The following is a 26013-nucleotide window of genomic DNA, read 5'->3' as shown; positions in this document are numbered from 1 at the left end:
CTCAAAGAATTTTTTGAATAAAGTTTTGGATTTTACACAACCTCCTACACTTCAGCAAATTACAATTCCACCAAAAAAGAAGGGCCTTAAAATTAGAACTTTTTATTCATTCCCACAAGACCCAAACTATAGTTTCCTTCCAAATTTTAGAATATTTTTTTCCTAACCTCAACTTTACATTCCCTTCTAACGAAAAAACTATGACCACAAACAGTAATAGTTGACATACACACTAGATTTCCAAAAAAGATTACAAAACACCCACAACATTCAACCAATAAACTTAACCCTATATATTGTGTGCCTTGTACGCGTATACTATCTTTGCACCCTTATTACAAAAAATGGGCATGATAAAAATTACATTACCTGACGGAAGTATTAAAGAGTTTGCAAATGGAAGCACTCCATTGGACATTGCCAAAAGTATTAGTGAAGGTCTTGCACGAAACGTTATTTCGGCAAAATTTAACGATACGGTGGTAGAAACTGTCACCCCTCTTACCGAAGACGGGGCACTTGTTCTTTATACTTGGAACGACAAAGAAGGTAAAAAAGCTTTTTGGCATTCTTCTTCACATATTGTAGCACAGGCTCTAGAAGAATTATACCCTGGCATAAAATTAACTATTGGGCCCGCTATTGAAAACGGGTTCTATTATGATGTTGATTTTGGAGCGCATTCTATTTCCGAAAAAGATTTTCCCGCTATAGAAAAGAAAGCTTTGGAAATTGCCCGCGGTAAGCATGACTTTAAAATGCGCCCTATATCAAAAGCCGAAGCTCTATCACTATATAAGAGTCAAGGAAACGAATATAAGGTTGAGCTTATAGAAAATCTTGAGGACGGAACCATTACTTTTTGTGATCATGACACTTTTACGGATTTATGTAGAGGTGGGCACATACCTAACACCGGTATTGTTAAAGCCATAAAAATACTGAACGTTGCCGGCGCCTACTGGAGAGGTGACGAAAAGAACCCTCAATTAACCCGGGTTTACGGTATTTCTTTCCCTAAACAAAAAGAACTTACCGAGTATCTTGCTTTAATTGAAGAGGCTAAGCAACGCGACCATAGAAAACTAGGCAAAGAACTTGAACTGTTTGCTTTTTCTCAGAAAGTTGGTCAAGGACTACCATTATGGCTTCCTAAAGGCGCAGCACTTAGAGAACGTCTTGAAAATTTTCTAAAGAAAGCTCAAAAAAAGGCAGGATACGAAATGGTGGTTTCGCCGCATATAGGACAAAAAGAACTTTATGTTACTTCCGGGCATTACGAAAAATATGGCGCAGACAGTTTTCAGCCTATTCACACACCAAAGGAAGATGAAGAATTTCTGTTGAAACCAATGAACTGCCCACATCATTGTGAGATTTACAATGTACGCCCTTACAGTTATCGAGAATTACCAAAACGTTATGCAGAATTTGGAACAGTTTACAGATATGAACAAAGCGGTGAACTTCATGGTCTTACAAGAGTAAGAGGCTTCACACAGGATGATGCACACATTTTTTGTACTCCGGACCAATTGGATCAAGAATTCAAAAATGTTATTGACCTATCTTTATATGTTTTAGGTTCATTAGGATTTGAAAACTTTACGGCACAAGTATCAGTTAGGGATTTGAGCACTCCGGAGAAGTATATTGGTACTGTAGAAAACTGGGAGAAAGCAGAAAATGCCATTATTAACGCTGCGAAAGAAAAGGGTCTTGACTTTATAATTGAACAAGGTGAAGCTGCATTTTATGGCCCTAAATTAGACTTTATGGTTAAAGATGCCCTTGGCAGACAATGGCAGTTAGGAACCATTCAGGTAGACTACAATTTACCTGAACGTTTTGACCTTACCTATAAAGGTAGTGATAACGAGTTGCACAGACCGGTTATGATACACCGTGCCCCATTTGGTAGCATGGAACGTTTCATAGCCCTGTTACTGGAACATACAGGCGGTAATTTTCCTTTATGGCTTATCCCAGAGCAAGCTATTGTGCTGCCCGTGAGCGAGAAACATGAAAAATATGCGGAAAAAGTTTTAAAATCCTTAGAAAATGACGAAATTCGCGCCCTTGTTGATGCTAGAAATGAGACGGTAGGCAAGAAAATACGTGAAGCAGAAATGAATAAAATTCCTTTTATGCTGATCGTTGGGGAAAACGAGGAAGCGTCAAATACCATATCTGTACGTAGACATGGTGGTGAGGATTTAGGCTCTATTTCCCTTGAACAGTTTTCAGACTTGGTAACTAAAGAAATAAATAGTACCTTAAAGTCGTTTTAAAAAATTTAAAGTTTAACTAAAAAGAATTAGTCATAGCAATACGAAAGAGATTTAGGCCCCAACCTAGGAGGGAAAACAAAAACCCTCACAAAATCAATGAAAAAATACTAGCACCTAAGGTAAGGTTGGTAGGTGACAACGTTGAAGTAGGTGTATACCCTATAAGGGTAGCTCTAGATAAATCGGAAGAAATGGGTTTGGACTTGGTGGAAATATCACCAAATGCCGAGCCTCCGGTATGTAAGATTATAGATTACAAGAAGTTTCTTTACGAACAAAAGAAGCGCGAAAAAGTCATGAAGGCCAAGGCCACAAAGGTTATCGTAAAAGAGATCCGTTTTGGTCCAAATACTGATGACCATGATTATGACTTTAAAAAGAAACATGCAGAAAAGTTTTTGCAAGACGGAGCCAAATTAAAGGCTTACGTGTTTTTTAAAGGACGCTCTATAGTTTATAAAGACAAAGGTGAGATTCTACTTTTAAAACTTGCCCAAGATTTGGAAGAGTGGGGAAAAGTAGAACAATTACCAAGATTAGAAGGTAAGCGAATGACCATGTTCATTGCCCCTAAAACTAAAAAATAAAGTAACCTAGTTTTTCTAAGTTACTACAAAAGATACTGATATCTGTCCGTTATTTACGGGCGGTTTCAGCATAAATAAGTGAGATTCATATAAATAGGAAAAATGCCTAAACAGAAAACAAAATCGAGTGCCAAGAAGCGTTTTAAGCTTACCGGTACTGGTAAAATTAAAAGAAAGCACGCTTTTAAGAGTCATATCTTGACTAAAAAATCAAAAAAGCGAAAGCTTAAGTTAACGCATGACACATTGGTTCACGCCAATGACGTTAACAGTATTAAAGAACAATTACGTTTAAAGTAATATTCTTTACGGTAAAACAGTATTAACCATGGAGTTAGGCTCAAAAAGTGTGCAAAAGAAAGCATCGCCTACTACAAAAATTTAAAATTATGCCAAGATCAGTAAATGCAGTTGCTTCCAGAGCCAGAAGAAAAAAGGTGATGAAGCAAGCCAAAGGTTACTTTGGAAGACGTAAAAACGTTTGGACAGTAGCCAAAAATGCGGTAGAGAAAGCAATGTTATATGCTTACCGCGATAGAAGAAACAAGAAGAGAACTTTTCGTGCTCTTTGGATTACACGTATTAACGCAGGTGCCCGTTTACACGGATTGTCTTATTCTCAGTTTATGGGGAAATTAAAAGCTAGTGAAATTGAATTGAACAGAAAAGTTCTTGCAGATTTAGCGATGAATCATCCAGAAGCTTTTAAAGCAATCGTAGACAAGGTTAAATAAATTAAGAATATATCTCACTTATAAGAAAGCCGGTGCATTTGTGTACCGGCTTTTTTTATTCCCCAAATGCGGTAATTACCAAGTTTCTTCCGGAGGCATAATTTCTATGCTCACACAAATATATACCTTGCCATATCCCCAAGTTCAACCTTCCCCCTGTTATTGGAATCTGTACGGATGCTCCCATTAAGGATGATTTTATATGCGCGGGCATATCGTCCGGACCTTCGTATGTATGTATATAGTAGGGAGCATTTTCCGGCACCATTTTATTCATATGGCTTTCAAAATCCAATCGCACCGTGGGGTCAGCGTTCTCATTAATGGTCAAACTAGCAGATGTGTGCTTAATAAAAACCTGAAACATTCCTTTCTTTATAGTATTAAGCTCTGGAAACGAGCTTAAAATAGCTTCGGTTACTAAATGAAAACCACGATTATAAGCTTTTAGTTTAATTTCTTTTTGATAGAATTTCATACATTTTATATATCAAATAAATGTAAAACTTTCTAAATACGAACCCTAATTAAATTATGAACAGATACCTTTGCATCTTCTAAAAAAATACACATGGATCTATCAAATATAAAAATGGTCGTCACGGATATGGACGGCACGCTATTAAACTCCAATCACGAAGTGAGCAGTCGCTTTTTTGAGCTCTTTGAACAAATGAAAGAAAGAGGCATCATTTTTATAGCTGCCAGTGGCAGACAGTATCATAGTATAGTTGATAAATTAGAACCCATTAAGGACGACATTATTGTAATTGCAGAGAACGGTGCATTTGCCATGCAAAAGACTACCGAACTACTTGCTACACCATTGCCCAATGATGCAAAAAATTCAGTTCTTAAGATATTGGACACCGTAGACAACATTCACCCTGTACTTTGCGGTAAACACAATGCTTACATAAAGAGTGACTCCAAGGAATTTGAAGCCAAGTTACGCGAGTATTACACCGATTATAATGTTGTTGACGACCTAAAGGATTTTGATGGCGAAATACTCAAGATTGCCATCTACCACTTTGAAAGTTCGGAAAAGTACATTTATCCATCCGTATCCCATCTAGAAGGGTCTTTAAAAGTTAAGGTATCCGGAGAAAATTGGGTAGACATATCCAGCCCAAATGCCCATAAAGGTTACGCTCTTCAAAAAATGCAGGAACGGTTTAACATTACCCCGGCAGAAACCATGGTCTTTGGCGATTACAATAACGATCTTGAAATGTTAGCTCTTTCGGATTTCAGTTTTGCCATGGAAAACGCACATCCCAATGTAAAAAAAGCAGCAAAATTTGAAACTTTGAACAATGACGAATTTGGTGTAGAAACAGTATTACAAAAACTAATTGATTCACATATATAAAAAAGGTTGCTCCTGTAAAGAGCAACCTTTTTAATTACCAACTCAAATACAATCTTACTAAAACAAGCCTTTAGCCTTACTAAGAAGGTCTCCAGCTTCGCCTCCTCCAAGAAGGCTTCCAATGCTTCCTAGGTCAAAGCTACTATCAGCAGCATCGTTTGACATAAATTTTTCTTTTAGACTATTTATTAAGTCCGGTGCTATATTACTCGCTTCAGATTGTGCCGCTGAAGCGTCCATACCCTGTCCTTGTAAAATTCCAGCAAGTTTACCTACAATAAGTTTAAAAACACCATTGTCTTCAGAAGCATTACCATCATTAGAAAACAAACTGGTAATGGAACCCAAATCCCCGGTCGATATATTTTCCATCAAACTATTCACCAAAGCGGCAGAACCTTGTTCCGCTGCAGCTGTAGTTTCACCTTCACCTAAAGAGTTGGATGCCATCGCATCTTTTAATTTATCAAAAGCCAAGCTTTTCAATTGATCGATCATAGTTTTTATCGTTTTAATTTAAATAGTACTGATTATGGGAATAGTAAAATATCACCTCTTCCTTCAATATTTAAGACACCAATGTTCTCTAAAAAGTCACACAATTTTTACATCTTTTACCAAGAGTCTCTTTAAAAGCGCCATAACTCTTAAAATTTTTCCCAATTGAAAACCGAAATCAATATACCATTAGAAAGCGTATCTAATCAAATCTAATGGGATGAATAACGATATGATTGGAATTATATATTGGCGATAAAAAACCTAAGACAAATTGGTAAGCAAAAGACTAGGCAAATAGCCCATAGTCTTCTTGAAGGCTACGGTAAAATGTTGTGGGTTGGAATACCCTACTTCATAAGATGCTTGAGCAACAGTGTAATTTTCTTCTAACACCAAAAGTCTTGCCTTTTCCATGCGAAGCTGTGTAATGAACTTAAAGATTGTGGTTTGATGCACCTTCTTGAAACAACTTTTTAGTTTGGTAGTATTAAATCCAGCTACCTCGGACAGTTCCTTAATGGTTAATTTCCGCTTAAGATTCTGTTTGATATATGAAACCACTTCATCTATGGCCTCCTTATCCAAAGTAGATAGCGTTGTCTCCCCTGCTATCTGCTCCATACCATTCTCTTTTCCCAAAAAGACCTCTATCAGCAAACATCGTATTTGAGATTCTATAAAATTGGTTCTGGCGATTCCGGTATATGAACAATGTAAAATATCCAGTAGCAACAACCTTAACCTACCTGGTATTGGTTTCATTTCATTCCACAGATATTTAGGTTTATCCACGAAGGCATCAGCAAATTTTATAAAAGCCGAATTGTACTCAGTTCCTAATAAATCTTCAAGAAACTCCTGAGTAAAGAAAACTTCTATAGAAGTATATTCCCTTCCCTTAAGCTTTTCGACTCCATTGGTCTTTGGCCACTGCACAAGGTTATAGCTGCCAGAAGTAATGTTAAGTCTAGATTTACTTTCCGTACTAACAAAGCTATAATTGCCTTCAAGCAAAAAATGAACTCCAAAACAGAAATGATTATTTTCATATTCTACCTTAGAAATACTATTTAAACTTAACTTCCGCAATAGTATGGAAGCGCCATCTAAACACAATACTTGTTGGCTTCCTGCAACCCCTTTTCCTAAAGCAAGTTCATCAGATATCACATGAGTATCACCCATCTGTTTCATGGGATCAATACCATTTTTGGCACTATAATTTGCAGACGGAAAAAGACCTATTCTCATTTATTCCTAATTCGTAACTAAAACTTCTTTTTGCGTTAGTGCTACCTGAAATCCTAGATTAGTTTTGCAAAGTTATTTATTTAGACTAAATCTTAATAAAAACAATTGATTTTTTTTTAAACTAATTATGAAGAACCTAGCTACGGCTTTCCTATTTCTAATTTCCTTGTCCGTCTTGGGCCAAGAACCTTCCGCAACAATAGCCGGTATTGTTACCGATGCTTCCGGAAAACCTTTATCCTTTGCTAGTGTTGTTTTAGAAGAACTAAAACTGGGTGTTCTTACAGATGATAACGGGGCGTATACTATTGAAAAAGTCCCCAGTGGAAACCACAGGATAATAATTTCCTTTATCGGGTACGGCACGCGGTCACGGACTATTGAAGTCAATGAAAACACAAATAGCATACGCCTTGATTTCTCTCTACGGGAAAATGTGGAAAATCTAGACGAGGTAACCGTAAGCGGAAAAACAGAGAAAACAGCCCTTGAGACTAAGGGTTTCTCGGTAAATTCAATTGAGACCAAAGAAGCTGGGCTTAGAAGTATTCAAACTAATGAACTACTGAACACTACAGTGGGCGTAAAAATTAGACAGAACGGTGGTTTGGGGTCTAATGTACAATACAGTTTAAACGGTTTGTCCGGAAGATCGGTCAGCATTTTTATAGATGGTATTCCTATTTCTATATATGGTTCTTCCTTTAGCTTGAACAGCATTCCGCCTTCTATGATCAAAAACATTGAAGTTTACAAAGGCGTAGTACCAGGACACTTATCCAGTGACGCCGTTGGTGGGGCCATTAATATTGTACTCCATGAAGGAGGTAAGAACAATTTAAATGCATCTGTTTCATACGGATCTTTCAACACCCTGCAAACCAATCTGAACGGAGCCTATAGACATGATACATCAGGATTCACCGTAAAAGCATCAGCCTTTCACAACTACTCGGACAACGATTACAAAATCTGGGGCAGGACTATTGTAGATATAGCTCCCAATGGAGTTCAAACACCAATTGTAGCCAGAAGGTTCAATGACGCTTACCGGTCTACGGGAGGCATGGCCCAAATAGGGTTTACCAATGTTAATTGGGCCGATCAATTTTTAGTGGGCGTTACCGCTTCTGATGAATACAATGAAGTACAGCACGGTACTTTCGTTACCATATCACCTTATAAAGGTCGTTTTTTAGAGTCGGATGCCGTACTGGGCAATCTAACCTATCAAAAGAAAGATTTGTTCACTAAAGGCTTAGACGTAAACGTTACTGGTGTGTACGGCAAACGTAATCGTATAATTAATGATACGGTGGCGCAAGCTTATACATGGGCAGGAACCAGATTAATTGGTTTTGATGGAGAACCACACGAATATACCTGGGGTTCACAAAGTGAAAATGGGCCAACACTAGCCAAGATAACCCGAAATGTTTCTTCTATCCGTTCAGGTCTTTCGTATGCTATAAATGACAACCATAAAGTCTTACTAAACCATGTTTATAGCGGTGTAGACCGTGAAGACAGCGATGAAATGGTATCGTTATTAGAAAACACCTTTCAAGAAACTAGTGACCTATACAAGAATATTATTTCGTTAAGCTACGAACTTAAAGCGTTTGACAATAAGTTTAAAATCAATGCTTTTGGAAAACAGTATATGCAAAAAGTACTGAACACTAGGCCCGTATTTAATGAAGATAATACAGAAGTAATAAATGAAGTTTACCAAAGCGATAATGACTATACCGGATACGGTTTTGCGGCTTCATATATTGTTTTTCCAACCCTTACACTATTAACCTCGGCCGAAAAAGCCATTCGTCTACCGAGTGAAAATGAGGTTTTTGGGGATGCAGGAGACAATTTGCTCCCCAACTTAACCATTCAACCGGAAACCAGTAATAATCTTAACATTGGTTTTAGGCTTGGGAAATTCAATTTTGACAAACACGGTTTTACATTGACCTCTAACTTCTTTGCTAGAAATATTGAAAACAGAATAGGGTTACCGGCCAATGCAGACGGACTAAGGGAAAGTGATGAGTTTGTTCAATACACCAATCTAGAGAACACTGCGGAATCCAAAGGAATTGAAGCCGAATTCTTTTATACGTATGACAATAATCTTGGCTTCAATTTTAACATAACCCGCATGAGCTTAACCACGGTAAATTCGGGAGTTGAAACAAATGTTCCCAACGTTCCCTTGTTTACCATGAATGCCGGATTACGGTATACTATCAAGGATTTTATACAATCAAAATCACTCTTAAACCTATTTTATAACACCTACTATACAGATGAATTTGCATTCAAATTCGCAGCAGGTACTAATACTACAGGAGAAGAGGAATTCTTTATTCCTGAACAGATATCTCATGACTTTGGATTGAGCTATACATTTCCCAAAAAGAATTTTGTAATGAGTTTTGATGTCAAGAATATTTTTGACCAGGCCATTTATGATAACCTATCCGTACAAAAACCAGGACGAGGCTTTTATTTAAAATTGAACTGCATAATCAATAATCTTTAATCACTTAATAGAACTAACATGAAAACAACTTTTTTAAACTTTAAAACATTGGCTTCCGTATGGCTTCTAGCTGGTTTAATGACCGCTTGTAGTAGCGATGATGGTACTGTTACACCCGATACCGACTCAGAAACTGAGACCGAAACAGAAACGGAAACCGAAGAAGACGGTAGATGGATAACCATTGCCGGAGCCAAAATGGGTGATACCCCTGGTGACGGAAACGGGGGAACCTTAATTTATTCCGTAACCAGTAAAGATGCTAAGGACCCTACGGTTCAAATAGATCCTTTTAACAATGGTTTTGTAGCACCATCTAACAGAACGGCAAGACTACAAGCTTCTGAAGACGGCAATACCGTTTTCAATATTAGTTATGCCGGAGATACCGGAGGAAATTACAGTAAATATACCGTAGAAGGTGGTGGAACTTTCAATCCAACCGGGTCTGAAATAAGTATAGCCCCTTATGTTGGTACTGCTCCTAGATGGATCAAATTGTTTGATGGGGACAAAACCGGTGCTGCCGTTTACGTCTCTACAGAGCACCAAGTTGATGACAATGACACCCCTGATGATGTAACCGATGACACCTATCTGCACACAAATTCTACTGTTGGCGTTGTTACTTTAGACTTAGTGGATTCTCAAATCAACAACTTTGAAGAGCATGTTATTACGTTAAGCGAAGAAGAATCTGCAGCAGGCTACTACATCTCTAGAATAGATATGCCAACACTTAATGCCGCTGGAGACAAATTATACATTGGTGCGCGCTTAAGCAAGATAGACCCGACTACTTTAGAAAGTGATAGTGGTGATTATGAGATTCTTGGTTCCAAAACTATTGTATTGGACTATCCTTCTTTATTGAACCCAACGCTAATTACTTCTAGCGTAGGACACGGTAATACCAACGGTTACCGTAGCATCAACGCATTTTTGTATGACGGAAGCGTATACCAAGCTAACCAGAGTGATCCTGAAGGTTCTCATATTTTAAAAATTGGAGCTGACAATTTGTATGACGATTCGTATGATTTTAATTTAGATGATGCCTTGGGTGTTGATGGTGCTTATGTATTGGCCTGGAGACCAGCACCAAACGGAAAAGCAGTTTTAGCCTACCGTCATGATGGTTCCGCAGAAGGTATTTCGGGGAGAGGAGAAAGCTTTTTTGCCCTAGTTGACTTGAATGCAAAAACAGCAACCAAAATAACCGATATTCCTTACGAGGTAGATTTTGAATTATTCCAGTACCAAGGGTATGCCGTAGACGGAAACGAAATTTACCTTACTCAAGCACCCGTTGGTAAAAACGGAAATATTTATGTTATAGATACCGAAACAGGAACTGTAACCAAAGGTGCCGAGCTAATTAATGTGGAAGGAAGCCATTTTATCGGCGCTTGGTAAACCATTATAACTTTTAGTAAACTATACCATTATCGGGTAACAAAGCCCGGTAATGGTTTTAGTAATTTGAAATCTAATATACACGGCCATGAAAAAAAATAGTATCAGAACTTTTGCCTTAGTTCTCAGCTTTGCATTTATCTCTTTAAGTGCCTTTGCACAAAGGAATACACCCAAAGCCCCCAATCCATTCTTAAATAGGGACTATTGGGAAAAACAACCAAGTATTAGTACCATTCAAGCTACAATGAAGGAGGGCCATTCAGTTACTCAAGCAAACAGAGGTGGGTTTGATGCTACTACTTTTGCCATTTTTGGCAATAATCCTGTAAGTACCGTTCAATTTTTAATGGAACAAGGTAATGATATAAACAAGCGTACACACGATTCGCGCACCTATGTTTTTTGGGCCGCATCAAGTGGCAATGTAGACCTTGTAAAACATTTAATAAAACAAGGCGCCAATCTAGACCTTGTTGATTCCCATGGATACGGACCTATTTCTTTTACGGCAGCTACCGGTCAACAAGATTTCACTATATATGATGCATTTATCGCCGGAGGTGCCGAGTTAAAAAACGAGAAGGACCACCACGGAAAAAACGCCTTATTAGTGGCTATTGGAAGAGCTAAAGACCTAAAAATTATAGACTATTTTATAGAAAAAGGTCTGTCACTAGACAGTGAAGATAATGATGGTAACGGGGCATTCCATTACGCAGCACAAGGCGGAAATATCACTATTCTTAAGCAATTGATAGAACGCGGCATTTCGACCTCAAAGAATGAAACTACCGGTGAAAATGCTATTTTCTTTGCAAGTAAAGGTAGAGATGCATCCGATGACCTTTTCAAATATTTGGAGCAACTAGGTATTGCTGCCAATGTTACGACCAAAAAAGGACAGAATCCTTTGCACAATTTAGCCAGCTCAGCTAAAGACATTTCAATTTTTGATTTTTTCATATCTAAAGGTGTAGATCCAAATGCAATTGATGACGAAGGAAATACCCCTCTTTTAAACGCTGCAGAAAGAAATGAACTTAAGGTTGTAAAATACTTTGCCGAAAAGTCAATGGATATTGACCACGCCGATAAGAAAGGACAAACCGCTTTGGCCATTGCGATTCAAAATAACGGAGCGGATGTAGTAACCTATTTAATCTCTAAAGGAGCTAGTGTTGATGTGCTTGATAACAAAGGAAACAATTTGGTTTCTTACCTTTTTAACGGTCGTGGTAAACCTCGTGATTTTGATGCTAAGGTTGCCGTATTAAAAGACAAAGGACTTGATTTTGCGCAAGTACAAGGCGATAACAGCACCGTATGGCATTTAGCGGTTGCAAAGAATGATCTGCGCCTTCTAAAAAAGGTGAAAGCATTTGGTGCTGACATCAACGGTAAGGACAAAGACGGAAATGCCCCATTGCATTACGCGGCAATGAAAACCGAAAATGCAGAAATTTTAAAGTACTTGATAGCTAATGGTGCCGACCTAAAATCTACCACAGAGTTTGGTGAAACTGCACACGACCTGGCAAGCGAAAATGAACTGTTGGCCAAAAACAAGGTTAATCTTCAATTTTTAAATTAATAGTACATGAAAAATATAATTGTTAAGACGCTTGGTGCCCTCTGTTTGGCTTCTGCATTCTTTGTATTATCTTCTTTTATAAACGAGCCTAAAGTAAGTTACAAATGTATGATTCAAATGACCAACTACACAGGTGAGAAAGCCTACGTGGTGGTTTCATTGATCAACCCTGAAGGAAAATACGAGAAGACACTTTACGTTCAAGGAGATGATAAAGAGTGGTTTCCTGATTTAAAGGAATGGTGGGAATTCAGTGATGGCACTAAAGAAAACGTTGATGCCATTTCGGGCGCTACCATTGGTAACGGCGAAAGAAACATCATTTCTTTAGGCTTTGACGCCTCGCATATTGATGCCGGTTATAAGGTTCGCTTTGAGTCAGCTGTAGAAAATCAGGAATATTATGCCATAGATGCAGAGATAGACTTGAATTCGGCAACTATAAAAGAGAAAGTAGACGGTAAAGGTTACATCCGTTATATTAGAATGGTACCAAACAGATAATTTTTATGATCGTATCGGTATGGAGGTATAGCCATTTGCTTTTTGCCATTGCCTCTTCTGTTTTTCTTTTGATTGCATCGGTTACCGGTGTTATTCTAGCTGTAGAACCAATTTCCAACAAAATTGAACCCTACAGTGTTTCCGGCGCAGATAAACTTTCTTTGTCGGAAACCCTAGAACATATCAATACAAAATATGAAGAAGTACTTGCGGTAAAACGAGACCGAAATGGTTTTGTAAGCGTTACGGTTATCTTAGATGGAAAGAATGAAGAATTCTATATTGATCCATTTACCGGTGAAAAATTGGGAAATCTTATTCAAAAAAAACCTCTTTTCCAGTTTGCTACCAACCTACACCGATCGCTATTTCTAAAATCTACGGGGCGTTTTCTAATCGGATTCGCCTCGTTTTTACTAATTCTCATCAGCATTTCGGGTATTGTTCTAATTGCCAAGAGACAAGGCGGGTATAAGCAATTCTTTGCACCCGTTGTTCGTGAAAATTTTTCACAATACCATCATGTTGTATACGCCAGGTTTTCTTTACTTCCATTATTAGTGCTAGCCATTACGGGCGTATATCTTTCACTACTTCGGTTTGATGTTATTCCGGATTCCAAAGTTTCATTACAAGTAGATTTTGATGCTATCCAAGAAGAACCTTTTAAAAAGTACACGGAATTTGACTTTTTTAAAACTACCTCTCTTTCCGAACTACGTGAACTGGAATACCCCTTTTCCGAGTTTGTAGAGGATTACTACATCATCCGCTTAAGAGATAAGGAATTATATCTCAACCAAGTTACCGGAGATATCTTAGCCGAAGAAAAATATCCTACCGTACAGGTCATGTCTTCTTGGGCTACGGTATTACACACCGGAGAAGGAAGCATTCTATGGTCCATCGTACTTGGCTTGGGAAGTCTAGCCATTCCCTTTTTAACGGTTACTGGATTTATCGTTTATTTTAAAAGGCCTAAAACCAAGATCAAAAATGAGCATTCAAAAAATGAAAGTGAATATGTGGTTTTGGTAGGCACCGAAGGGGGTACCACGCTTCAATTTGCTCAAGAGTTACACAAACAAATTTTGAAATCGGGTAAAAAAAGTCATTTAGCATTAATGAACCAATACACCCATTTCAAGAAAATGGAGCATTTAATTGTCATTACGGCAACATACGGATAAGGAGAAGCACCGGCATCCGCAGAGAATTTTATACAATTGGTTAAAAAGAATCCCCAGAAACAGGCTTTTGATTTTAGCGTAGTGGGCTTTGGATCTACTGCCTATCCCAATTTTTGCCAGTTTGCTTATGAAACTCATGAAGCTTTAAGAGGGTTAAATAACAGTACTGCTCTACAAGAGGTCTTTACGGTTAACGACCAATCTTTTGAGTCTTTCAACAATTGGTGTTCGGTTTGGGCCAACGAAATGGGATTGCCCATTCATCTGGAAAAACCAAAACTGGCTACCAGCTCAAAACCTGCCTCCACTTTTAAAGTCATTCATAAAGCGGAACTACCTGAAGACGATACCTTCTTATTGAGCCTTAAAAATTTAAACGGGTCAAAACCGGTTTCGGGGGATTTATTATCGGTCGTACCCGCCGATGGAGCACGAGAGCGGTTATATTCCATTGGCAAGTTAAATACGGACACCCTTTTAATCAGCATTCGTAGACACGAAAATGGACTATGTTCCAACTACTTGCATCAACTGGAAGATGGACAAAAACTGAACGCCACGGTGGTAAACAACAGAAATTTCCATTTTCCTAAAAACTCTAAAAAAACAGTATTTATAGCAACCGGAACAGGTATTGGTCCTTTTTTAGGGATGATACAAGAGAATATAAAAAGAAAGGAAATTCACTTGTACTGGGGAGCACGCACCAAAGATGCCTTCCATCTTTATAAAGATTATATTGAAACGGCTTTGCAAGAAGGCAAGTTGACCAATTTTAAAACCGCCTATTCTCGCCAGCAAGCCGATAAAATATATGTTCAGCACCTAATTAAACAAGACCAAGAATTGTTTTTAGAGGTTTTGAAGAATAAGGGATGCATTATGATCTGTGGTTCCATAGCCATGCAAAAAGAAGTGCTACAAGAACTACAGGAATTGAGCAACGCATATTTAGGTAAAGACCTCAGCCATTATCAAAACCGGAAGCAGATTAAAATGGACTGCTATTAGACAAGTGAAATATTAAGCTTGAACAACGGGTTATCGCATTAAGTTTTCTGCTTCTTTTTACGTGCTGCAGGAAACAAAACATTATTCAAAATTAGACGATACCCCGGAGAATTGGGGTGCAGCTCTAGTTCCGTTTTGGGGTCTCCTACCCTATGCTGATAGTCTTCTGGATCATGGCCGCCATAAAATGTAAAAAAGCCTTTTCCTTTAACCCCGTGAATATATCGTGCCTCTCCATTCAGTTTATTTTCACCTAATACCATTACCGTGGGTTTTACCTCGTCTCTGTTAAAGGCGGTGGTCTGTCCCATAAAACCTTTTACCAAAGCCGTATGGTTCTGACAAAGCATGGTGGGCACGGCATCCCATTTGGCGGAAAAATCCATTAACGAAAAATAATCGGATTCTTTGGGAACGTTGCCCCGTTTGCTGGTCATGTCTATGGAAGAAAACTCGTATTTAAGCGGGTTTCGCTCCAAAGTAAAGTCCGTGAAGGCAAAAGTTTTGTTATAATCCAGCTTACTTTGGTAGTTGGCATCACTGGGGTCATTGTCAAACATGGGCTCGCAAATATCCACTCCTTCCGCGGAAAGCGCTATATCAAAACTATCCGTAGCCGAACACATGGCGAACATGAATCCTCCACCAATGACATATTTCCTAATTTTCTGCGCTACCGCACCTTTCTCCTCCGAAACTTTAGAAAAACCATGCTCCGCAGCCATTGCTTCAGCCTCCTTTTTTTGTTCTATATACCAAGGAGCGGCACGGTATGCGCCATAGAACTTTCCATACTGACCGGTAAAATCTTCGTGGTGCAGGTGCAACCAATCATAAAGAGCCAATTTATCTCCCAGTATCTCATCATCATAAACGGTAACATAGGGAATCTCGGCATAGGTCAAAACCATGGTAACGGCATCGTCCCAAGGTTGGTTTCCTTTTGGGGAATAAACGGCAATTTTCGGGGCCTTTTCAAGAATTACGGCATCTTGATTTTTGGAAGGACTACTAATTTCTTCCAGTATACCTTGTGTCTGGCCATCCGATAAAATTTCAAAGGAAACCCCACGTATTTGACATTCCTTTCGGATAACATCTCCATCAGGCAATAAAAAGGATCCGCCTCTATAGTTTAAAAGCCACTGTACCTTTTGTTGTTTACTTAGCACCCAATAGGTAATTCCGTAAGCTTTTAGATGATCTCTTTGACTCTCGGCATCCATAGGTATTAAAATGGAAGATGCAGAAAGTTGTAGAACCCCAACAAGTATGAAAAAAATTGACAAGAACGATTTCACCATGTTTCTAGCACTTAGATTTTTTCTAAAGATACTTGAAAAACCGCGCTTTTTAAGGCACACAAAGTTAAAGCTATTCGAAAACTGCTGGATTTTGCCTAGTTACATTGATTTAGAAAGGAACATCGCTATCCTCATCCGCACTTAGATCATTCATAGAGCTACCAAATGCTTGGTTGGCATCCGGCAAGTTCTTTGTGATAAACGGATTATCCTCATTTTCGTTCATTTTGGATTGAAACTCAAATGGAGAATCAAAATCATCCAAGTTGTCAAACTTACCAAGGTTACCGATAAATTTCAGACGAATGTTCTCAAGACCACCATTACGGTGTTTTGCTACAATAAACTCTGCTTGACCTTGGGTTGGGCTTCTTTCTTCGTCATCCCACTCATCAATTTTATAATACTCCGGACGGAAAATGAACGATACAATATCCGCATCCTGCTCAATCGCACCAGATTCACGTAAATCCGAAAGTAAAGGTCTTTTACTACCGCCACGGGTTTCAACGGCACGAGACAGCTGAGAAAGTGCAATTACAGGAATATTCAATTCCTTTGCCAGGGCCTTAAGGTTACGCGAAATTGTAGAAATCTCCTGTTCACGGTTACCCCCTTTACCGGTTCCACCGGCGGTCATTAACTGCAAGTAGTCAATGATAATAATCTTAATGTCATGCTGCGAGGCCAAACGTCTGGCCTTTGCACGTAAATCAAAAATGGATAAGGACGGTGTATCATCTATAAACAATGGGGCTTTCTCCAACGCTTTTACTTTAACGTTCAATTGTTCCCACTCGTGTTTTTCCAGTTTACCGGTCCTTAATTTTTCGGACGACAGTCCGGTTTCCGAAGAAATCAAACGGGTAATTAGCTGTACCGAAGACATCTCACAGGAAAAGAAAGCAACACCCTGCCCACCATCTACCGCAATATTACGTGCCATAGATAAGGTTAATGCCGTTTTACCCATACCAGGACGCGCGGCAACAATAATTAAATCACTGGGCTGCCATCCAGAGGTTAATTTATCCAATTTATCAAAGCCGGTAGCAATACCGCTCATCCCCTCTTTATTGGAAATTTCCTCAATCTTTTTCTTGGCTTGGATTACCAAATCCATAGCTGTCTCCGCAGATCGTTTAAGATTCCCTTGAGTTACGTCGTACAATTTAGATTCCGCACTATCCAAAAGGTCAAAAACGTCCGTAGATTCATCATAAGCCTCTTCAATGATCTCGTTGGATATTTTTATTAAGCTACGCTGAATATACTTCTGAAGAATAATACGCGCATGAAACTCAATGTGGGCAGATGAAGCCACTTTTTGAGTGAGTTTTATAAGGTAAAAATCCCCTCCTACGGCATCCAATCGTCCGTCTCGCTTTAATTGTGACGAAACCGTTAATAAATCCACTGGTTCGGAACTTTCGAACAGTTTAAAAATGGCTTCATAGATAAAACGATGGGCATCTTTATAGAAAACATCAGGATGTAGGATATCTATTACTTCATCTACCCCCTTTTTATCAATCATCATCGCACCAAGAACAACCTCCTCTAAATCAACAGATTGTGGCGGAATTTTACCACGCTCTAAATTGATTAGGGTAGATTTATCTATTTTACGGGCTACGACCGGATTAATTTTTTCCATTTCACGAAATTATGCAATTAACTAAAAAATAAAGCGAAGTAAAGTTAACAGGTAATGAACATTATACTGTTAATAAGTTACAATTTTATGTTGATAACAAAAAAAATCTGAGAAAAGTCTTTCTCAGATTTTAGTCAGCTTGATAAAAGTGTCCGTTAACCGTTAAAAACACCCATTTGGGCGTATTTTTCCATTCGGGTATTGACCAATTCTTTTGGGGATAACTTTTCTAAAGCCTCAAATTGAGTCAATATTTTGTTTTTTACCACCTCAAAAGTTTTCTCCCGATTTGCGTGGGCACCACCTGCCGGTTCGCGCACGATTTCATCGATCAACTTTAATTTTTTCATATCCGTAGCCGTAAGTTTCAACGCTTCTGCAGCTACTTCTTTATACTCCCAGCTTCTCCATAGAATAGAAGAACAGGATTCTGGGGATATTACGGAGTACCATGTGTTTTCCAACATCAATACCTTGTCTCCTACTCCTATGCCCAAGGCTCCACCAGAAGCTCCTTCTCCAATGATAACCACTATAATAGGTACTTTAAGGCGAGTCATCTCAAGAATGTTACGGGCAATTGCCTCTCCTTGACCACGTTCTTCCGCTTCAATACCAGCGGCACCACCTGGGGTATCTATGAAACATACTACAGGAACATTAAATTTCTCCGCAGATTTCATTAAACGTAAAGCTTTGCGGTAACCTTCCGGGTTGGCCATACCAAAATTCCGATACTGCCTAGTTTTTGTATTGTACCCTTTTTGCTGACCAATGAACATAAAGCTCTGATCACCAATTTTACCTAAACCACCGATCATGGCCTTATCATCCTTTACATTCCTATCACCGTGAAGTTCCAAAAATGTATCGCCGCAAATAGCGTTGATATAGTCTAAGGTATAAGGTCTATTAGGGTGCCTGGACAACTGTACGCGTTGCCATGCGGTAAGGTTTTTATATATTTCTTTTCGGGTATCGGCTAACTTCTTTTCGATCTGCTTACAGGTCTCCGACACATCTACTTCGCTTTCCTCCCCAATAATCATGCATTTATCCAGCTGGTCTTCAAGCTCTTTTATAGGGAGTTCAAAATCGAGATATTCCATTAGTGTAATAGGTTTAGTTTGATAGGCAAATATAGGATTTTAAGCTTATGTCCTGAAGGGTTTTTTAAACCTTCTCTTATTTTTCAGTATTCCGTTGGCAATGACCGTCAATAGGATGATGCCTCCACCAACATAAAATAGGGGGTTCATTTTCTCCGACTCGCCAAAAATAATAAACGCCAGAATTATTCCATAAATAGGCTCCAAATTTATTGTGAGCATTACCGTATACGGACTTATATATTTCAAAATTTTAACCGATGCTATAAAAGCGTAGGCGGTACAAATTGATGCAAGTATAAACAGATAGAGCAAGTCGTTTTGCGATAGACTAAAAAACTCTGTAGTAAACCTTCCCTGAAACGCTAAAAATATAGTCAATAGCCCCACCCCACTTACCAATTCATAAAAAGAAATTACAGAAGGTCTTTCCTTTTGTATGAGCTTCCCGTTGATCAATGAGAAAAACGCCGACAAAAACGCGGATATTAAGGCTAAAACTATACCGTACAGATACTCCGTATCTACCTTAAAAATCAGGTACAGTCCAAGCATAACAACGATACCAAAAACAATTTCATACCAAATCATCTTCCGCTTGTACCAAAAGGGCTCAATTATCGCCGTAAAAAAAGCACCCGTAGAAATCGTGGCCAACGCAATGGATACATTGGATACCTTAATGGCCAAAAAGAAAGTCACCCAGTGTAGCGCAATTACTATTCCCGCTCCTATGAGCGCCCAAAACATACCCCTTGAAACCTTTAAGGAGTATTTCTTGGCTAAAATATAGATCAAGATAAATATTGAGGCAATAAGCATCCGGTACCATACCAAAGGCATAGCCTCTAACGTAATAAGTTTACCCAATACCGCCGTAAAGCCCCAAATAAAAACAATAAGATGTAAGTGCAGGTAATTTTTTAGCTGAGCCCCCATAAAAGCCTATTTAAACGAAAACGCGTTACCGCTTTGCCTTTTGCAGTAAAACTACGGCCAACACTCCAAAAATCATATTGGGTATAAGTACTGCCAATAAAGGCGAAAAGCCAGACTGCTCCGCAAGGGTACCAAAAACTTTATCAAAGAAAACAAAGACAAAGGCCACTATAATTCCAAAGGCAAGGTTAACCCCCATACCTCCACGCCTCTTTACTGACGACACGGCTACAGCGATTATCGTTAATATAAAAGCTGTAATAGGCAGAGCCCATCTCTTATACTTTACCAAGATATAGGTATTGATGTTGGATGCCCCTTTTAACCTTTGGTCCTTTATAAACCGGTTCAGTTCAAAAATATTCTTGGTTTCCGCGGCATAGGACACCGGGGTAAGGTCTCCAATTTGAAAAGAGAAAAGGGTATCTAAACGACGCTTGGTTTCCACCAAAGCCGTATCATTAAGAATCTTTCGTTTTTTATAGGTAGTTAAACGGTACACACTATCCTTATCTACATATCTGATATTGGCCGCCGATATTTTGAACTCCAACTCATTTTCTTCGTTAAACCTTTCAAAAGTAAAGTTGTATCCAATCTGTCTGGCAGGGTCAAAACTGCTCACATAAATAAAATCATTGGCGTTTAACTGTGTAAAAATATTATTGGTAACCCGGTCCTGCTTTCCTTTCTTAAGATACTTGTATTTAAACTCGTTAAAACCCTTGCTAGCATTAGGTACTATAAACATACCCATGACAAACATAATTACCGCTATAATAGAGGCACCAATAATATAGGGGCGCAAGAATCTAGAGTACGATACACCTGAACTAAGAATGGCCACAATTTCCGTATTTCCTGCTAATTTAGAGGTAAAGAAAATTATAGACAGAAAGAGGAAAATAGGAAATAGAAGACTTCCTATATAGATAGTAAAGTTTCCAAAATAGACGAGTATTTCATCCAACGGAGCTTCATTGGCTTGCATTTTTCCAATCTGCTCGGCCAAATGCGCCATGATTCCAATAGGAATAAATAGCAAGATCATCACCGAGAAAGTGACCAAATATCGCTTAAGTATATATTTATCTAATATGGTAAGCACTACAATCGTTTATCCATTTGTTTAACCATACGGTCTTTCCATTCCGTAAAATCTCCTGCTAAAATATGCTTTCGAGCTTCACGAACCAACCAAAGATAAAATCCTAGATTGTGAATAGTGGCTATTTGCTTTCCCAAATACTCCTTAGCTACGAACAAATGACGCAAATAGGCCTTTGAATACTCTAGGTCTACAAAGGTAATTCCCATTTCATCTACCGGAGAAAAATCATCTTCCCACTTTTTGTTCTTAATATTTATCGTGCCATGAGCGGTAAACAACATTCCGTTTCTAGCGTTTCGCGTTGGCATCACACAATCAAACATATCAATTCCTAAGGCTATGTTCTCCAAAATATTAATAGGCGTACCTACCCCCATTAAATACCTAGGTTTGTCTTCCGGTAAAATTTCACAGACCACCTCGGTCATACCATACATTTCTTCCGCAGGTTCCCCAACGGATAAACCGCCTATGGCATTACCTTCGGCACCAACGCCAGCAATGTACTCCGCAGAGCGTTTTCTTAAATCTTTATAGGTAGAACCTTGTACAATAGGAAAGAACGTTTGTGAATAATCGTACTCAAAAGGTGTTTTCTTTAAGTGCGCAATACAACGCTCCAACCATCTATGTGTCATGTGCATAGAACGTTCTGCATACCGGTAATCACAGGGGTAAGGTGTGCATTCATCAAAGGCCATTATAATATCGGCCCCGATCACACGCTGTATTTCCATTACGTTTTCCGGTGTAAAAAGGTGTGTAGAACCGTCTATATGCGATTTAAACTTTACCCCTTCCTCTTTTATTTTTCGGTTTCCGGAAAGTGAGTATACTTGGTATCCTCCACTATCCGTTAGAATATTTCTATCCCACCCCATAAATTTATGGAGTCCTCCAGCTTTCTTTAATATTTCGGTTTTAGGCCGAAGAAAAAGATGGTATGTATTCCCAAGAATAATATCTGGGTTTATCTCCTCCTTTAGCTCCCTTTGATGCACACTTTTTACGGATGCAACCGTACCAACCGGCATGAATATAGGGGTTTCTATTACTCCGTGATCGGTAACCATAGTTCCGGCACGAGCTTTACTTTTGGGGTCTGTGTGGTGTAATGTAAACTTCAAAATAGTATTTATGGGCGCAAAGATAAACAACTGCCTAGCATAAAAGGCTTAACGAAAAAATAAAGTTTGCTTCTACCAAATAGCCCTAGACCATAATTATACTTTTGAATCGGCAGGCACTCCTCAATTATGGGCCTTTTTGGTCAAACAACCCCTTATTGTTCAAAATATTGACATCTGTTGCTTTTGTCACTCTTTTTTTGATTTGAGGGCAAAAATAAACAAGGTCCTATTTGTATTCCCAAAAGATTGCGATTACATTTGAAAATTACTAAAAACGAACATTTACAAATGGCAAAATTAGACGAACTACAAGATATCGTAGTACAGACCCGAAGGGACATTCTACGTATGGTACATAAAGTAAATTCAGGTCACCCAGGGGGGTCTTTGGGCTGTACTGAATTTTTGGTAGCACTTTATAATGAGGTAATGGACCTTAAAGAAGGTTTTGATATGGACGGTAAAGACGAAGATCTTTTCTTCCTTTCCAACGGACACATATCTCCTGTATTTTACAGTGTTTTGGCCAGAAAAGGATATTTCCCGGTAGAAGAGTTGAACACATTTCGTTTATTGGACTCCCGTCTACAAGGTCACCCAACCACTCATGAAGGTCTTCCCGGCGTTCGTGTAGCTTCAGGTTCATTGGGCCAAGGTATGTCTGTAGCAATTGGTGCCGCTTTAGGTAAAAAATTAAACGGAGACGATAAATTGGTATACAGCCTTCACGGTGATGGCGAACTTCAAGAAGGTCAAAACTGGGAAGCAATCATGTATGCCGCAGGAAACAAAGTAGACAACCTAATTTCTACTATTGACAGAAACGGACAGCAAATAGATGGCCCTACGGAAGAAATCCTTCCGCTAGGAAACCTAAAAGAAAAATTTGAAGTTTTTGGTTGGGATGTTATTGAGGTTGCAGAAGGTAATAATCTTGAAGCTATAGTTAACGGTCTTAACGAAGCAAAAAGCAGAACCGGAAAAGGAAAACCTGTATGTATCATTTTGGATACAATGATGGGTAATGGTGTAGACTTTATGATGCACACGCACGCATGGCACGGTAAAGCGCCAAGTGATGAGCAATTAGAGAACGCTTTGGGTCAAAATCCTGAAACTTTAGGTGATTATTAAAATTCCGCAACTATCTTAAAATTTTAGTTTTCCGCTTTACGGAAACGACAAAAACGAAACACAATGACAAAATATATAGATCAAGGAAAAAACGATACTAGAAGTGGCTACGGAGCTGCCATGACGGAATTGGGAAGAACCAACCCTAATGTTGTAGCCCTTTGTGCCGATTTAATTGGATCGCTAAAAATTCAACCTTTTATTGATGAGAATCCGGAAAGATTCTTTCAAGTAGGTATTGCCGAAGCTAACATGATGGGTATTGCTGCAGGTCTTACCATTGGTGGTAAAATTCCTTTTGCAAGTACATTTGCCAACTTTGCTACAGGAAGGGTTTATGACCAAATTCGCCAGTCTATTGCCTATTCTGGTAAGAACGTAAAAATATGTGCTTCCCATGCCGGTGTAACCCTTGGAGAAGATGGTGCTACCCACCAGATTCTAGAAGACATAGGTATGATGAAAATGCTTCCTGGCATGACCGTTATCAACCCATGTGATTACAACCAAACAAAAGCAGCTACCTTGGCCATTGCCGAGCATGAAGGACCTGTTTACCTACGTTTTGGTAGACCAAAAGTGGCCAACTTTACTCCGGTTGACCAGAAGTTCGAAATTGGAAAAGCACTTATGCTTAGCGAAGGTACAGATGTTACCATCGTTGCTACAGGACATTTAGTTTGGGAAGCGTTGATCGCTGCTGAGAAATTGGAAGAACAAGGTATTTCTGCAGAGGTTATCAATTTCCATACGATTAAGCCTTTTGACGAGGAAGCTCTGTTAAAATCCGTTAAAAAAACAGGTTGTGTTGTATCTGCTGAAGAGCACAATTTCTTAGGAGGTCTTGGCGAGAGTGTTGCTAGAACCCTTAGTATTCATAATCCTACGCCTCAAGAGTTTGTTGCAACCCAAGATACTTTTGGTGAAAGTGGCACTCCTGAACAGCTTATGGAGAAGTACGGTTTAAACAATAAAGCTATTGAAAAGGCCGTTTTAAAGGTATTGAAAAGGAAATAACAATGGTATCGTTTTTGATACTGTTGTGGTATTAAAAACGAGAACATATGAGAAAAACACTCCTTACGGCAGTTTTTGCTTTGATAAGCATTGCTGCATTTTCACAAAAAGATTTAGTTGAAATTGGCGTTAAGGCCGGTCTTAACTATAGCGCCAACGGAGATTATTTTGAATCTATTGGTGACGCGGCCAGAGATCCAGACCGAAACATGGGTTACCACTTAGGTCTTTTCACTAAAATAGGCGTTAACCGCATCTATTTTAGACCTGAGTTAATGTACACCAAAACCAAGTCTGATTATAGCGGTGATAAGTTTGACATAAGTAAGTTAGACTTGCCCTTACTGGTAGGTGTAAAAATTATAGGTCCGCTGCGTGTATTTGCAGGTCCTTCGTTTCAGTACATTCTTGATACCGAGTTTGATGGTATCTCAATAGATGATATTGAAAATGATTTTAGCGTAGGAGCCAATATAGGCGCGGGTGTAGATTTAGGAAAGCTGGGAATTGATATTAGGTACGAAAGAGGCTTTAACAGCAACGAGGCTACCTTTATCAATACGAACATTACCAACTTAGGCCCTAGTCGTGTAGATGCGCGCCCAGACCAGTTGATCGTTAGTTTATCTTTGACGTTATAAGGAAACTGATATTATAAAAAGAAAGCCCGAAACATATGTTTCGGGCTTTCTTTTTATTTATAGGTAGTAAATAATTCTACTTCTTAGTTTGTATCGGCATCTAGGTAATCAGGAATACCATCTCCATCGGCATCATCGTTGAACAAGTAACCGTCTTTGTTCGTGTCCTCTTCAATAGACGGAATACCATCACCATCATGGTCTGACTGATTTACCGCAAACATATCCATCTTAAAAATTAATGGGCTGTAGGCAGGTATACTACCTCTTGCTATATTGAAATAACCCAAACCAGATGGAAAAATTATCATTCCAACACCATATCCGTTTACAGAATACGTACCATCTTCATTAATCTCCGCAGGTGCTCCTCCTTTTAAAAGTGCCGCTCCCTCAGAAAAACCCCTAGCAGGAGTACCTGAAACAGTGGATGTTGCCGGCGCTTGTAAACTTGCCAAATCAAACCATACTGGATCATTTTCATTATTATCGTCAAAGACAGTACCATCAATAAGATTTCCACTGTAGCGTACAAAAGCAGAATCGGCCACGCTTAAAGCATCACCAACACCCTCCCGAGCTTCCAAATAGTACAACGTGTGTTTTGTATTCGTTTCTTCCCCAGAAATCAAGAAATGTGTAGAAGGTACGTTTACTTCAACAGGAACCACCTGATCCTTTAAAGGTACAAGCTCTGTATTCCCTTCAGGTATTTCCTTTATTTCAATTTTAAAATCAAAATCCTCAGCGGGGTTTTCAAACTCGGCATAATTGTAATAATGCGTTTTAAGATATTCTTGAATCTCCGCTTCATCTTCACTTAAAACTTCACTTAACGGTCTTGGTGGTTCAATCGTTACACCTCCATCATCATTATTACAAGAGTACAGTACAACCACTAACGCCGATAAGGCAACTATTCGATTCAAATTCATCAATTCATTTTTACAGGCGGCAAGATACAATTTTCCCTTA

The 26013-nt window shown here is 38.9% G+C and carries 24 protein-coding genes; 14 read left to right on the top strand and 10 right to left on the bottom strand.

Features of this window, described 5'->3' with window-relative positions; translation table 11 throughout:
• The first annotated feature begins 350 nt into the window (after nucleotides 1–350).
• The 4 genes from thrS to rplT all read left to right on the top strand — a co-directional run bounded on the left by thrS (nucleotide 351) and on the right by rplT (nucleotide 3612).
• On the top strand, nucleotides 351–2291 hold the full coding sequence (thrS, locus tag SJY45_RS19145; protein ID WP_215441876.1) for a threonine--tRNA ligase: 1941 nt from the start codon (nucleotides 351–353) through the stop codon (nucleotides 2289–2291).
• Between the two features lie 38 nt (nucleotides 2292–2329).
• Entirely contained in the window at nucleotides 2330–2878 is a 549-nt protein-coding gene (infC, locus tag SJY45_RS19140) for a translation initiation factor IF-3 (protein WP_289041480.1), read from the top strand.
• A gap of 102 nt (nucleotides 2879–2980) precedes the next feature.
• Complete coding sequence (rpmI, locus tag SJY45_RS19135; RefSeq protein WP_038239114.1) at nucleotides 2981–3178, top strand: 50S ribosomal protein L35; 198 nt, start codon at nucleotides 2981–2983, stop codon at nucleotides 3176–3178.
• Between the two features lie 89 nt (nucleotides 3179–3267).
• Complete coding sequence (gene rplT / locus SJY45_RS19130) at nucleotides 3268–3612, top strand: 50S ribosomal protein L20 (protein ID WP_215441875.1); 345 nt, start codon at nucleotides 3268–3270, stop codon at nucleotides 3610–3612.
• Between the two features lie 55 nt (nucleotides 3613–3667).
• On the opposite strand, the gene SJY45_RS19125 is transcribed toward rplT, so the two are convergent.
• Complete coding sequence (locus tag SJY45_RS19125) at nucleotides 3668–4090, bottom strand: secondary thiamine-phosphate synthase enzyme YjbQ (protein ID WP_215441874.1); 423 nt, start codon at nucleotides 4088–4090, stop codon at nucleotides 3668–3670.
• Between the two features lie 93 nt (nucleotides 4091–4183).
• Between SJY45_RS19125 and SJY45_RS19120 the strand changes: the two genes are divergently transcribed.
• Nucleotides 4184–4987, top strand: coding sequence for an HAD family hydrolase (locus SJY45_RS19120; RefSeq protein WP_215441873.1), 804 nt, complete (start codon nucleotides 4184–4186; stop codon nucleotides 4985–4987).
• Nucleotides 4988–5044: 57 nt separating this feature from the next.
• Here the strand turns inward: SJY45_RS19120 and SJY45_RS19115 are convergent, their stop codons facing one another.
• Nucleotides 5045–5485 (bottom strand): hypothetical protein, encoded by a 441-nt coding sequence (locus tag SJY45_RS19115; RefSeq protein WP_215441872.1) that lies wholly within the window; start codon nucleotides 5483–5485, stop codon nucleotides 5045–5047.
• Between the two features lie 264 nt (nucleotides 5486–5749).
• Nucleotides 5750–6739 carry an AraC family transcriptional regulator gene (locus SJY45_RS19110; protein WP_215441871.1) on the bottom strand — a complete coding sequence of 330 codons (990 nt, stop codon included), beginning with the start codon at nucleotides 6737–6739 and terminating at the stop codon, nucleotides 5750–5752.
• 127 nt (nucleotides 6740–6866) lie between these two features.
• Here SJY45_RS19110 and SJY45_RS19105 point away from each other — a divergent pair, with 127 nt between their 5' ends.
• The 6 genes from SJY45_RS19105 to SJY45_RS19080 all read left to right on the top strand — a co-directional run bounded on the left by SJY45_RS19105 (nucleotide 6867) and on the right by SJY45_RS19080 (nucleotide 14996).
• Nucleotides 6867–9281 carry a carboxypeptidase-like regulatory domain-containing protein gene (locus SJY45_RS19105; protein ID WP_400072779.1) on the top strand — a complete coding sequence of 805 codons (2415 nt, stop codon included), beginning with the start codon at nucleotides 6867–6869 and terminating at the stop codon, nucleotides 9279–9281.
• A gap of 18 nt (nucleotides 9282–9299) precedes the next feature.
• Entirely contained in the window at nucleotides 9300–10697 is a 1398-nt protein-coding gene (locus tag SJY45_RS19100) for a hypothetical protein (protein ID WP_400072777.1), read from the top strand.
• Between the two features lie 88 nt (nucleotides 10698–10785).
• Nucleotides 10786–12291 carry an ankyrin repeat domain-containing protein gene (locus SJY45_RS19095; RefSeq protein ID WP_400072775.1) on the top strand — a complete coding sequence of 502 codons (1506 nt, stop codon included), beginning with the start codon at nucleotides 10786–10788 and terminating at the stop codon, nucleotides 12289–12291.
• 6 nt (nucleotides 12292–12297) lie between these two features.
• Entirely contained in the window at nucleotides 12298–12795 is a 498-nt protein-coding gene (locus tag SJY45_RS19090) for a DUF2271 domain-containing protein (protein WP_400072773.1), read from the top strand.
• A gap of 5 nt (nucleotides 12796–12800) precedes the next feature.
• Nucleotides 12801–13985, top strand: a complete 1185-nt coding sequence (locus SJY45_RS19085; RefSeq protein WP_400072771.1) for a PepSY-associated TM helix domain-containing protein — start codon at nucleotides 12801–12803, stop codon at nucleotides 13983–13985.
• Between the two features lie 36 nt (nucleotides 13986–14021).
• Complete coding sequence (locus SJY45_RS19080) at nucleotides 14022–14996, top strand: hypothetical protein (protein ID WP_400072769.1); 975 nt, start codon at nucleotides 14022–14024, stop codon at nucleotides 14994–14996.
• Between the two features lie 38 nt (nucleotides 14997–15034).
• Here SJY45_RS19080 and SJY45_RS19075 read toward each other — a convergent pair whose 3' ends face one another.
• The 6 genes from SJY45_RS19075 to tgt all read right to left on the bottom strand — a co-directional run bounded on the left by SJY45_RS19075 (nucleotide 15035) and on the right by tgt (nucleotide 22243).
• Nucleotides 15035–16300: an asparagine synthetase B gene (locus tag SJY45_RS19075; RefSeq protein WP_400072767.1), complete on the bottom strand. Its 1266-nt coding sequence runs from the start codon at nucleotides 16298–16300 to the stop codon at nucleotides 15035–15037.
• 109 nt (nucleotides 16301–16409) lie between these two features.
• Nucleotides 16410–17957, bottom strand: a complete 1548-nt coding sequence (gene dnaB, locus SJY45_RS19070) for a replicative DNA helicase (protein ID WP_215441864.1) — start codon at nucleotides 17955–17957, stop codon at nucleotides 16410–16412.
• A 155-nt stretch (nucleotides 17958–18112) separates the two neighbouring features.
• Entirely contained in the window at nucleotides 18113–19066 is a 954-nt protein-coding gene (locus SJY45_RS19065) for an acetyl-CoA carboxylase carboxyltransferase subunit alpha (protein WP_215441863.1), read from the bottom strand.
• A gap of 45 nt (nucleotides 19067–19111) precedes the next feature.
• Nucleotides 19112–20005 carry a DMT family transporter gene (locus tag SJY45_RS19060; RefSeq protein WP_400072765.1) on the bottom strand — a complete coding sequence of 298 codons (894 nt, stop codon included), beginning with the start codon at nucleotides 20003–20005 and terminating at the stop codon, nucleotides 19112–19114.
• Between the two features lie 25 nt (nucleotides 20006–20030).
• Nucleotides 20031–21113 carry an LptF/LptG family permease gene (locus SJY45_RS19055; RefSeq protein WP_215441861.1) on the bottom strand — a complete coding sequence of 361 codons (1083 nt, stop codon included), beginning with the start codon at nucleotides 21111–21113 and terminating at the stop codon, nucleotides 20031–20033.
• Nucleotides 21113–22243 carry a tRNA guanosine(34) transglycosylase Tgt gene (tgt, locus tag SJY45_RS19050; protein WP_215441860.1) on the bottom strand — a complete coding sequence of 377 codons (1131 nt, stop codon included), beginning with the start codon at nucleotides 22241–22243 and terminating at the stop codon, nucleotides 21113–21115. The genes SJY45_RS19055 and tgt overlap by 1 nt, the downstream gene beginning before the upstream one ends.
• 267 nt (nucleotides 22244–22510) lie before the next feature.
• Between tgt and SJY45_RS19045 the strand changes: the two genes are divergently transcribed.
• The 3 genes from SJY45_RS19045 to SJY45_RS19035 all read left to right on the top strand — a co-directional run bounded on the left by SJY45_RS19045 (nucleotide 22511) and on the right by SJY45_RS19035 (nucleotide 25038).
• Complete coding sequence (locus SJY45_RS19045; protein ID WP_289041482.1) at nucleotides 22511–23380, top strand: transketolase; 870 nt, start codon at nucleotides 22511–22513, stop codon at nucleotides 23378–23380.
• Between the two features lie 63 nt (nucleotides 23381–23443).
• A complete protein-coding gene (locus tag SJY45_RS19040; protein ID WP_215441858.1) occupies nucleotides 23444–24397 on the top strand; it encodes a transketolase family protein in 954 nt (317 codons plus the stop codon).
• Nucleotides 24398–24444: 47 nt separating this feature from the next.
• On the top strand, nucleotides 24445–25038 hold the full coding sequence (locus SJY45_RS19035; RefSeq protein WP_400072762.1) for a porin family protein: 594 nt from the start codon (nucleotides 24445–24447) through the stop codon (nucleotides 25036–25038).
• Nucleotides 25039–25121: 83 nt separating this feature from the next.
• On the opposite strand, the gene SJY45_RS19030 is transcribed toward SJY45_RS19035, so the two are convergent.
• Nucleotides 25122–25973, bottom strand: coding sequence for an FKBP-type peptidyl-prolyl cis-trans isomerase (locus SJY45_RS19030; RefSeq protein WP_400072760.1), 852 nt, complete (start codon nucleotides 25971–25973; stop codon nucleotides 25122–25124).
• Between the last annotated feature and the right edge of the window lie 40 nt (nucleotides 25974–26013).

The organism is Zobellia russellii, assembly GCF_044597075.1.
GTDB lineage: Bacteria > Bacteroidota > Bacteroidia > Flavobacteriales > Flavobacteriaceae > Zobellia > Zobellia russellii.
Note: the sequence above shows the minus strand (reverse complement) of the source record. Positions and strands in the feature narration are given on the sequence as shown.

Coding starts and splice junctions, on each gene's coding strand:
- thrS (WP_215441876.1), top strand. CDS start 351: ATGATAAAAATTACATTACCTGACGGAAGTATTAAAGAGTTTGCAAAT.
- rpmI (WP_038239114.1), top strand. CDS start 2,981: ATGCCTAAACAGAAAACAAAATCGAGTGCCAAGAAGCGTTTTAAGCTT.
- rplT (WP_215441875.1), top strand. CDS start 3,268: ATGCCAAGATCAGTAAATGCAGTTGCTTCCAGAGCCAGAAGAAAAAAG.
- SJY45_RS19125 (WP_215441874.1), bottom strand. CDS start 4,090: ATGAAATTCTATCAAAAAGAAATTAAACTAAAAGCTTATAATCGTGGT.
- SJY45_RS19120 (WP_215441873.1), top strand. CDS start 4,184: ATGGATCTATCAAATATAAAAATGGTCGTCACGGATATGGACGGCACG.
- SJY45_RS19115 (WP_215441872.1), bottom strand. CDS start 5,485: ATGATCGATCAATTGAAAAGCTTGGCTTTTGATAAATTAAAAGATGCG.
- SJY45_RS19110 (WP_215441871.1), bottom strand. CDS start 6,739: ATGAGAATAGGTCTTTTTCCGTCTGCAAATTATAGTGCCAAAAATGGT.
- SJY45_RS19105 (WP_400072779.1), top strand. CDS start 6,867: ATGAAGAACCTAGCTACGGCTTTCCTATTTCTAATTTCCTTGTCCGTC.
- SJY45_RS19100 (WP_400072777.1), top strand. CDS start 9,300: ATGAAAACAACTTTTTTAAACTTTAAAACATTGGCTTCCGTATGGCTT.
- SJY45_RS19095 (WP_400072775.1), top strand. CDS start 10,786: ATGAAAAAAAATAGTATCAGAACTTTTGCCTTAGTTCTCAGCTTTGCA.
- SJY45_RS19090 (WP_400072773.1), top strand. CDS start 12,298: ATGAAAAATATAATTGTTAAGACGCTTGGTGCCCTCTGTTTGGCTTCT.
- SJY45_RS19085 (WP_400072771.1), top strand. CDS start 12,801: ATGATCGTATCGGTATGGAGGTATAGCCATTTGCTTTTTGCCATTGCC.
- SJY45_RS19075 (WP_400072767.1), bottom strand. CDS start 16,300: ATGGTGAAATCGTTCTTGTCAATTTTTTTCATACTTGTTGGGGTTCTA.
- dnaB (WP_215441864.1), bottom strand. CDS start 17,957: ATGGAAAAAATTAATCCGGTCGTAGCCCGTAAAATAGATAAATCTACC.
- SJY45_RS19065 (WP_215441863.1), bottom strand. CDS start 19,066: ATGGAATATCTCGATTTTGAACTCCCTATAAAAGAGCTTGAAGACCAG.
- SJY45_RS19060 (WP_400072765.1), bottom strand. CDS start 20,005: ATGGGGGCTCAGCTAAAAAATTACCTGCACTTACATCTTATTGTTTTT.
- SJY45_RS19040 (WP_215441858.1), top strand. CDS start 23,444: ATGACAAAATATATAGATCAAGGAAAAAACGATACTAGAAGTGGCTAC.
- SJY45_RS19035 (WP_400072762.1), top strand. CDS start 24,445: ATGAGAAAAACACTCCTTACGGCAGTTTTTGCTTTGATAAGCATTGCT.
- SJY45_RS19030 (WP_400072760.1), bottom strand. CDS start 25,973: ATGAATTTGAATCGAATAGTTGCCTTATCGGCGTTAGTGGTTGTACTG.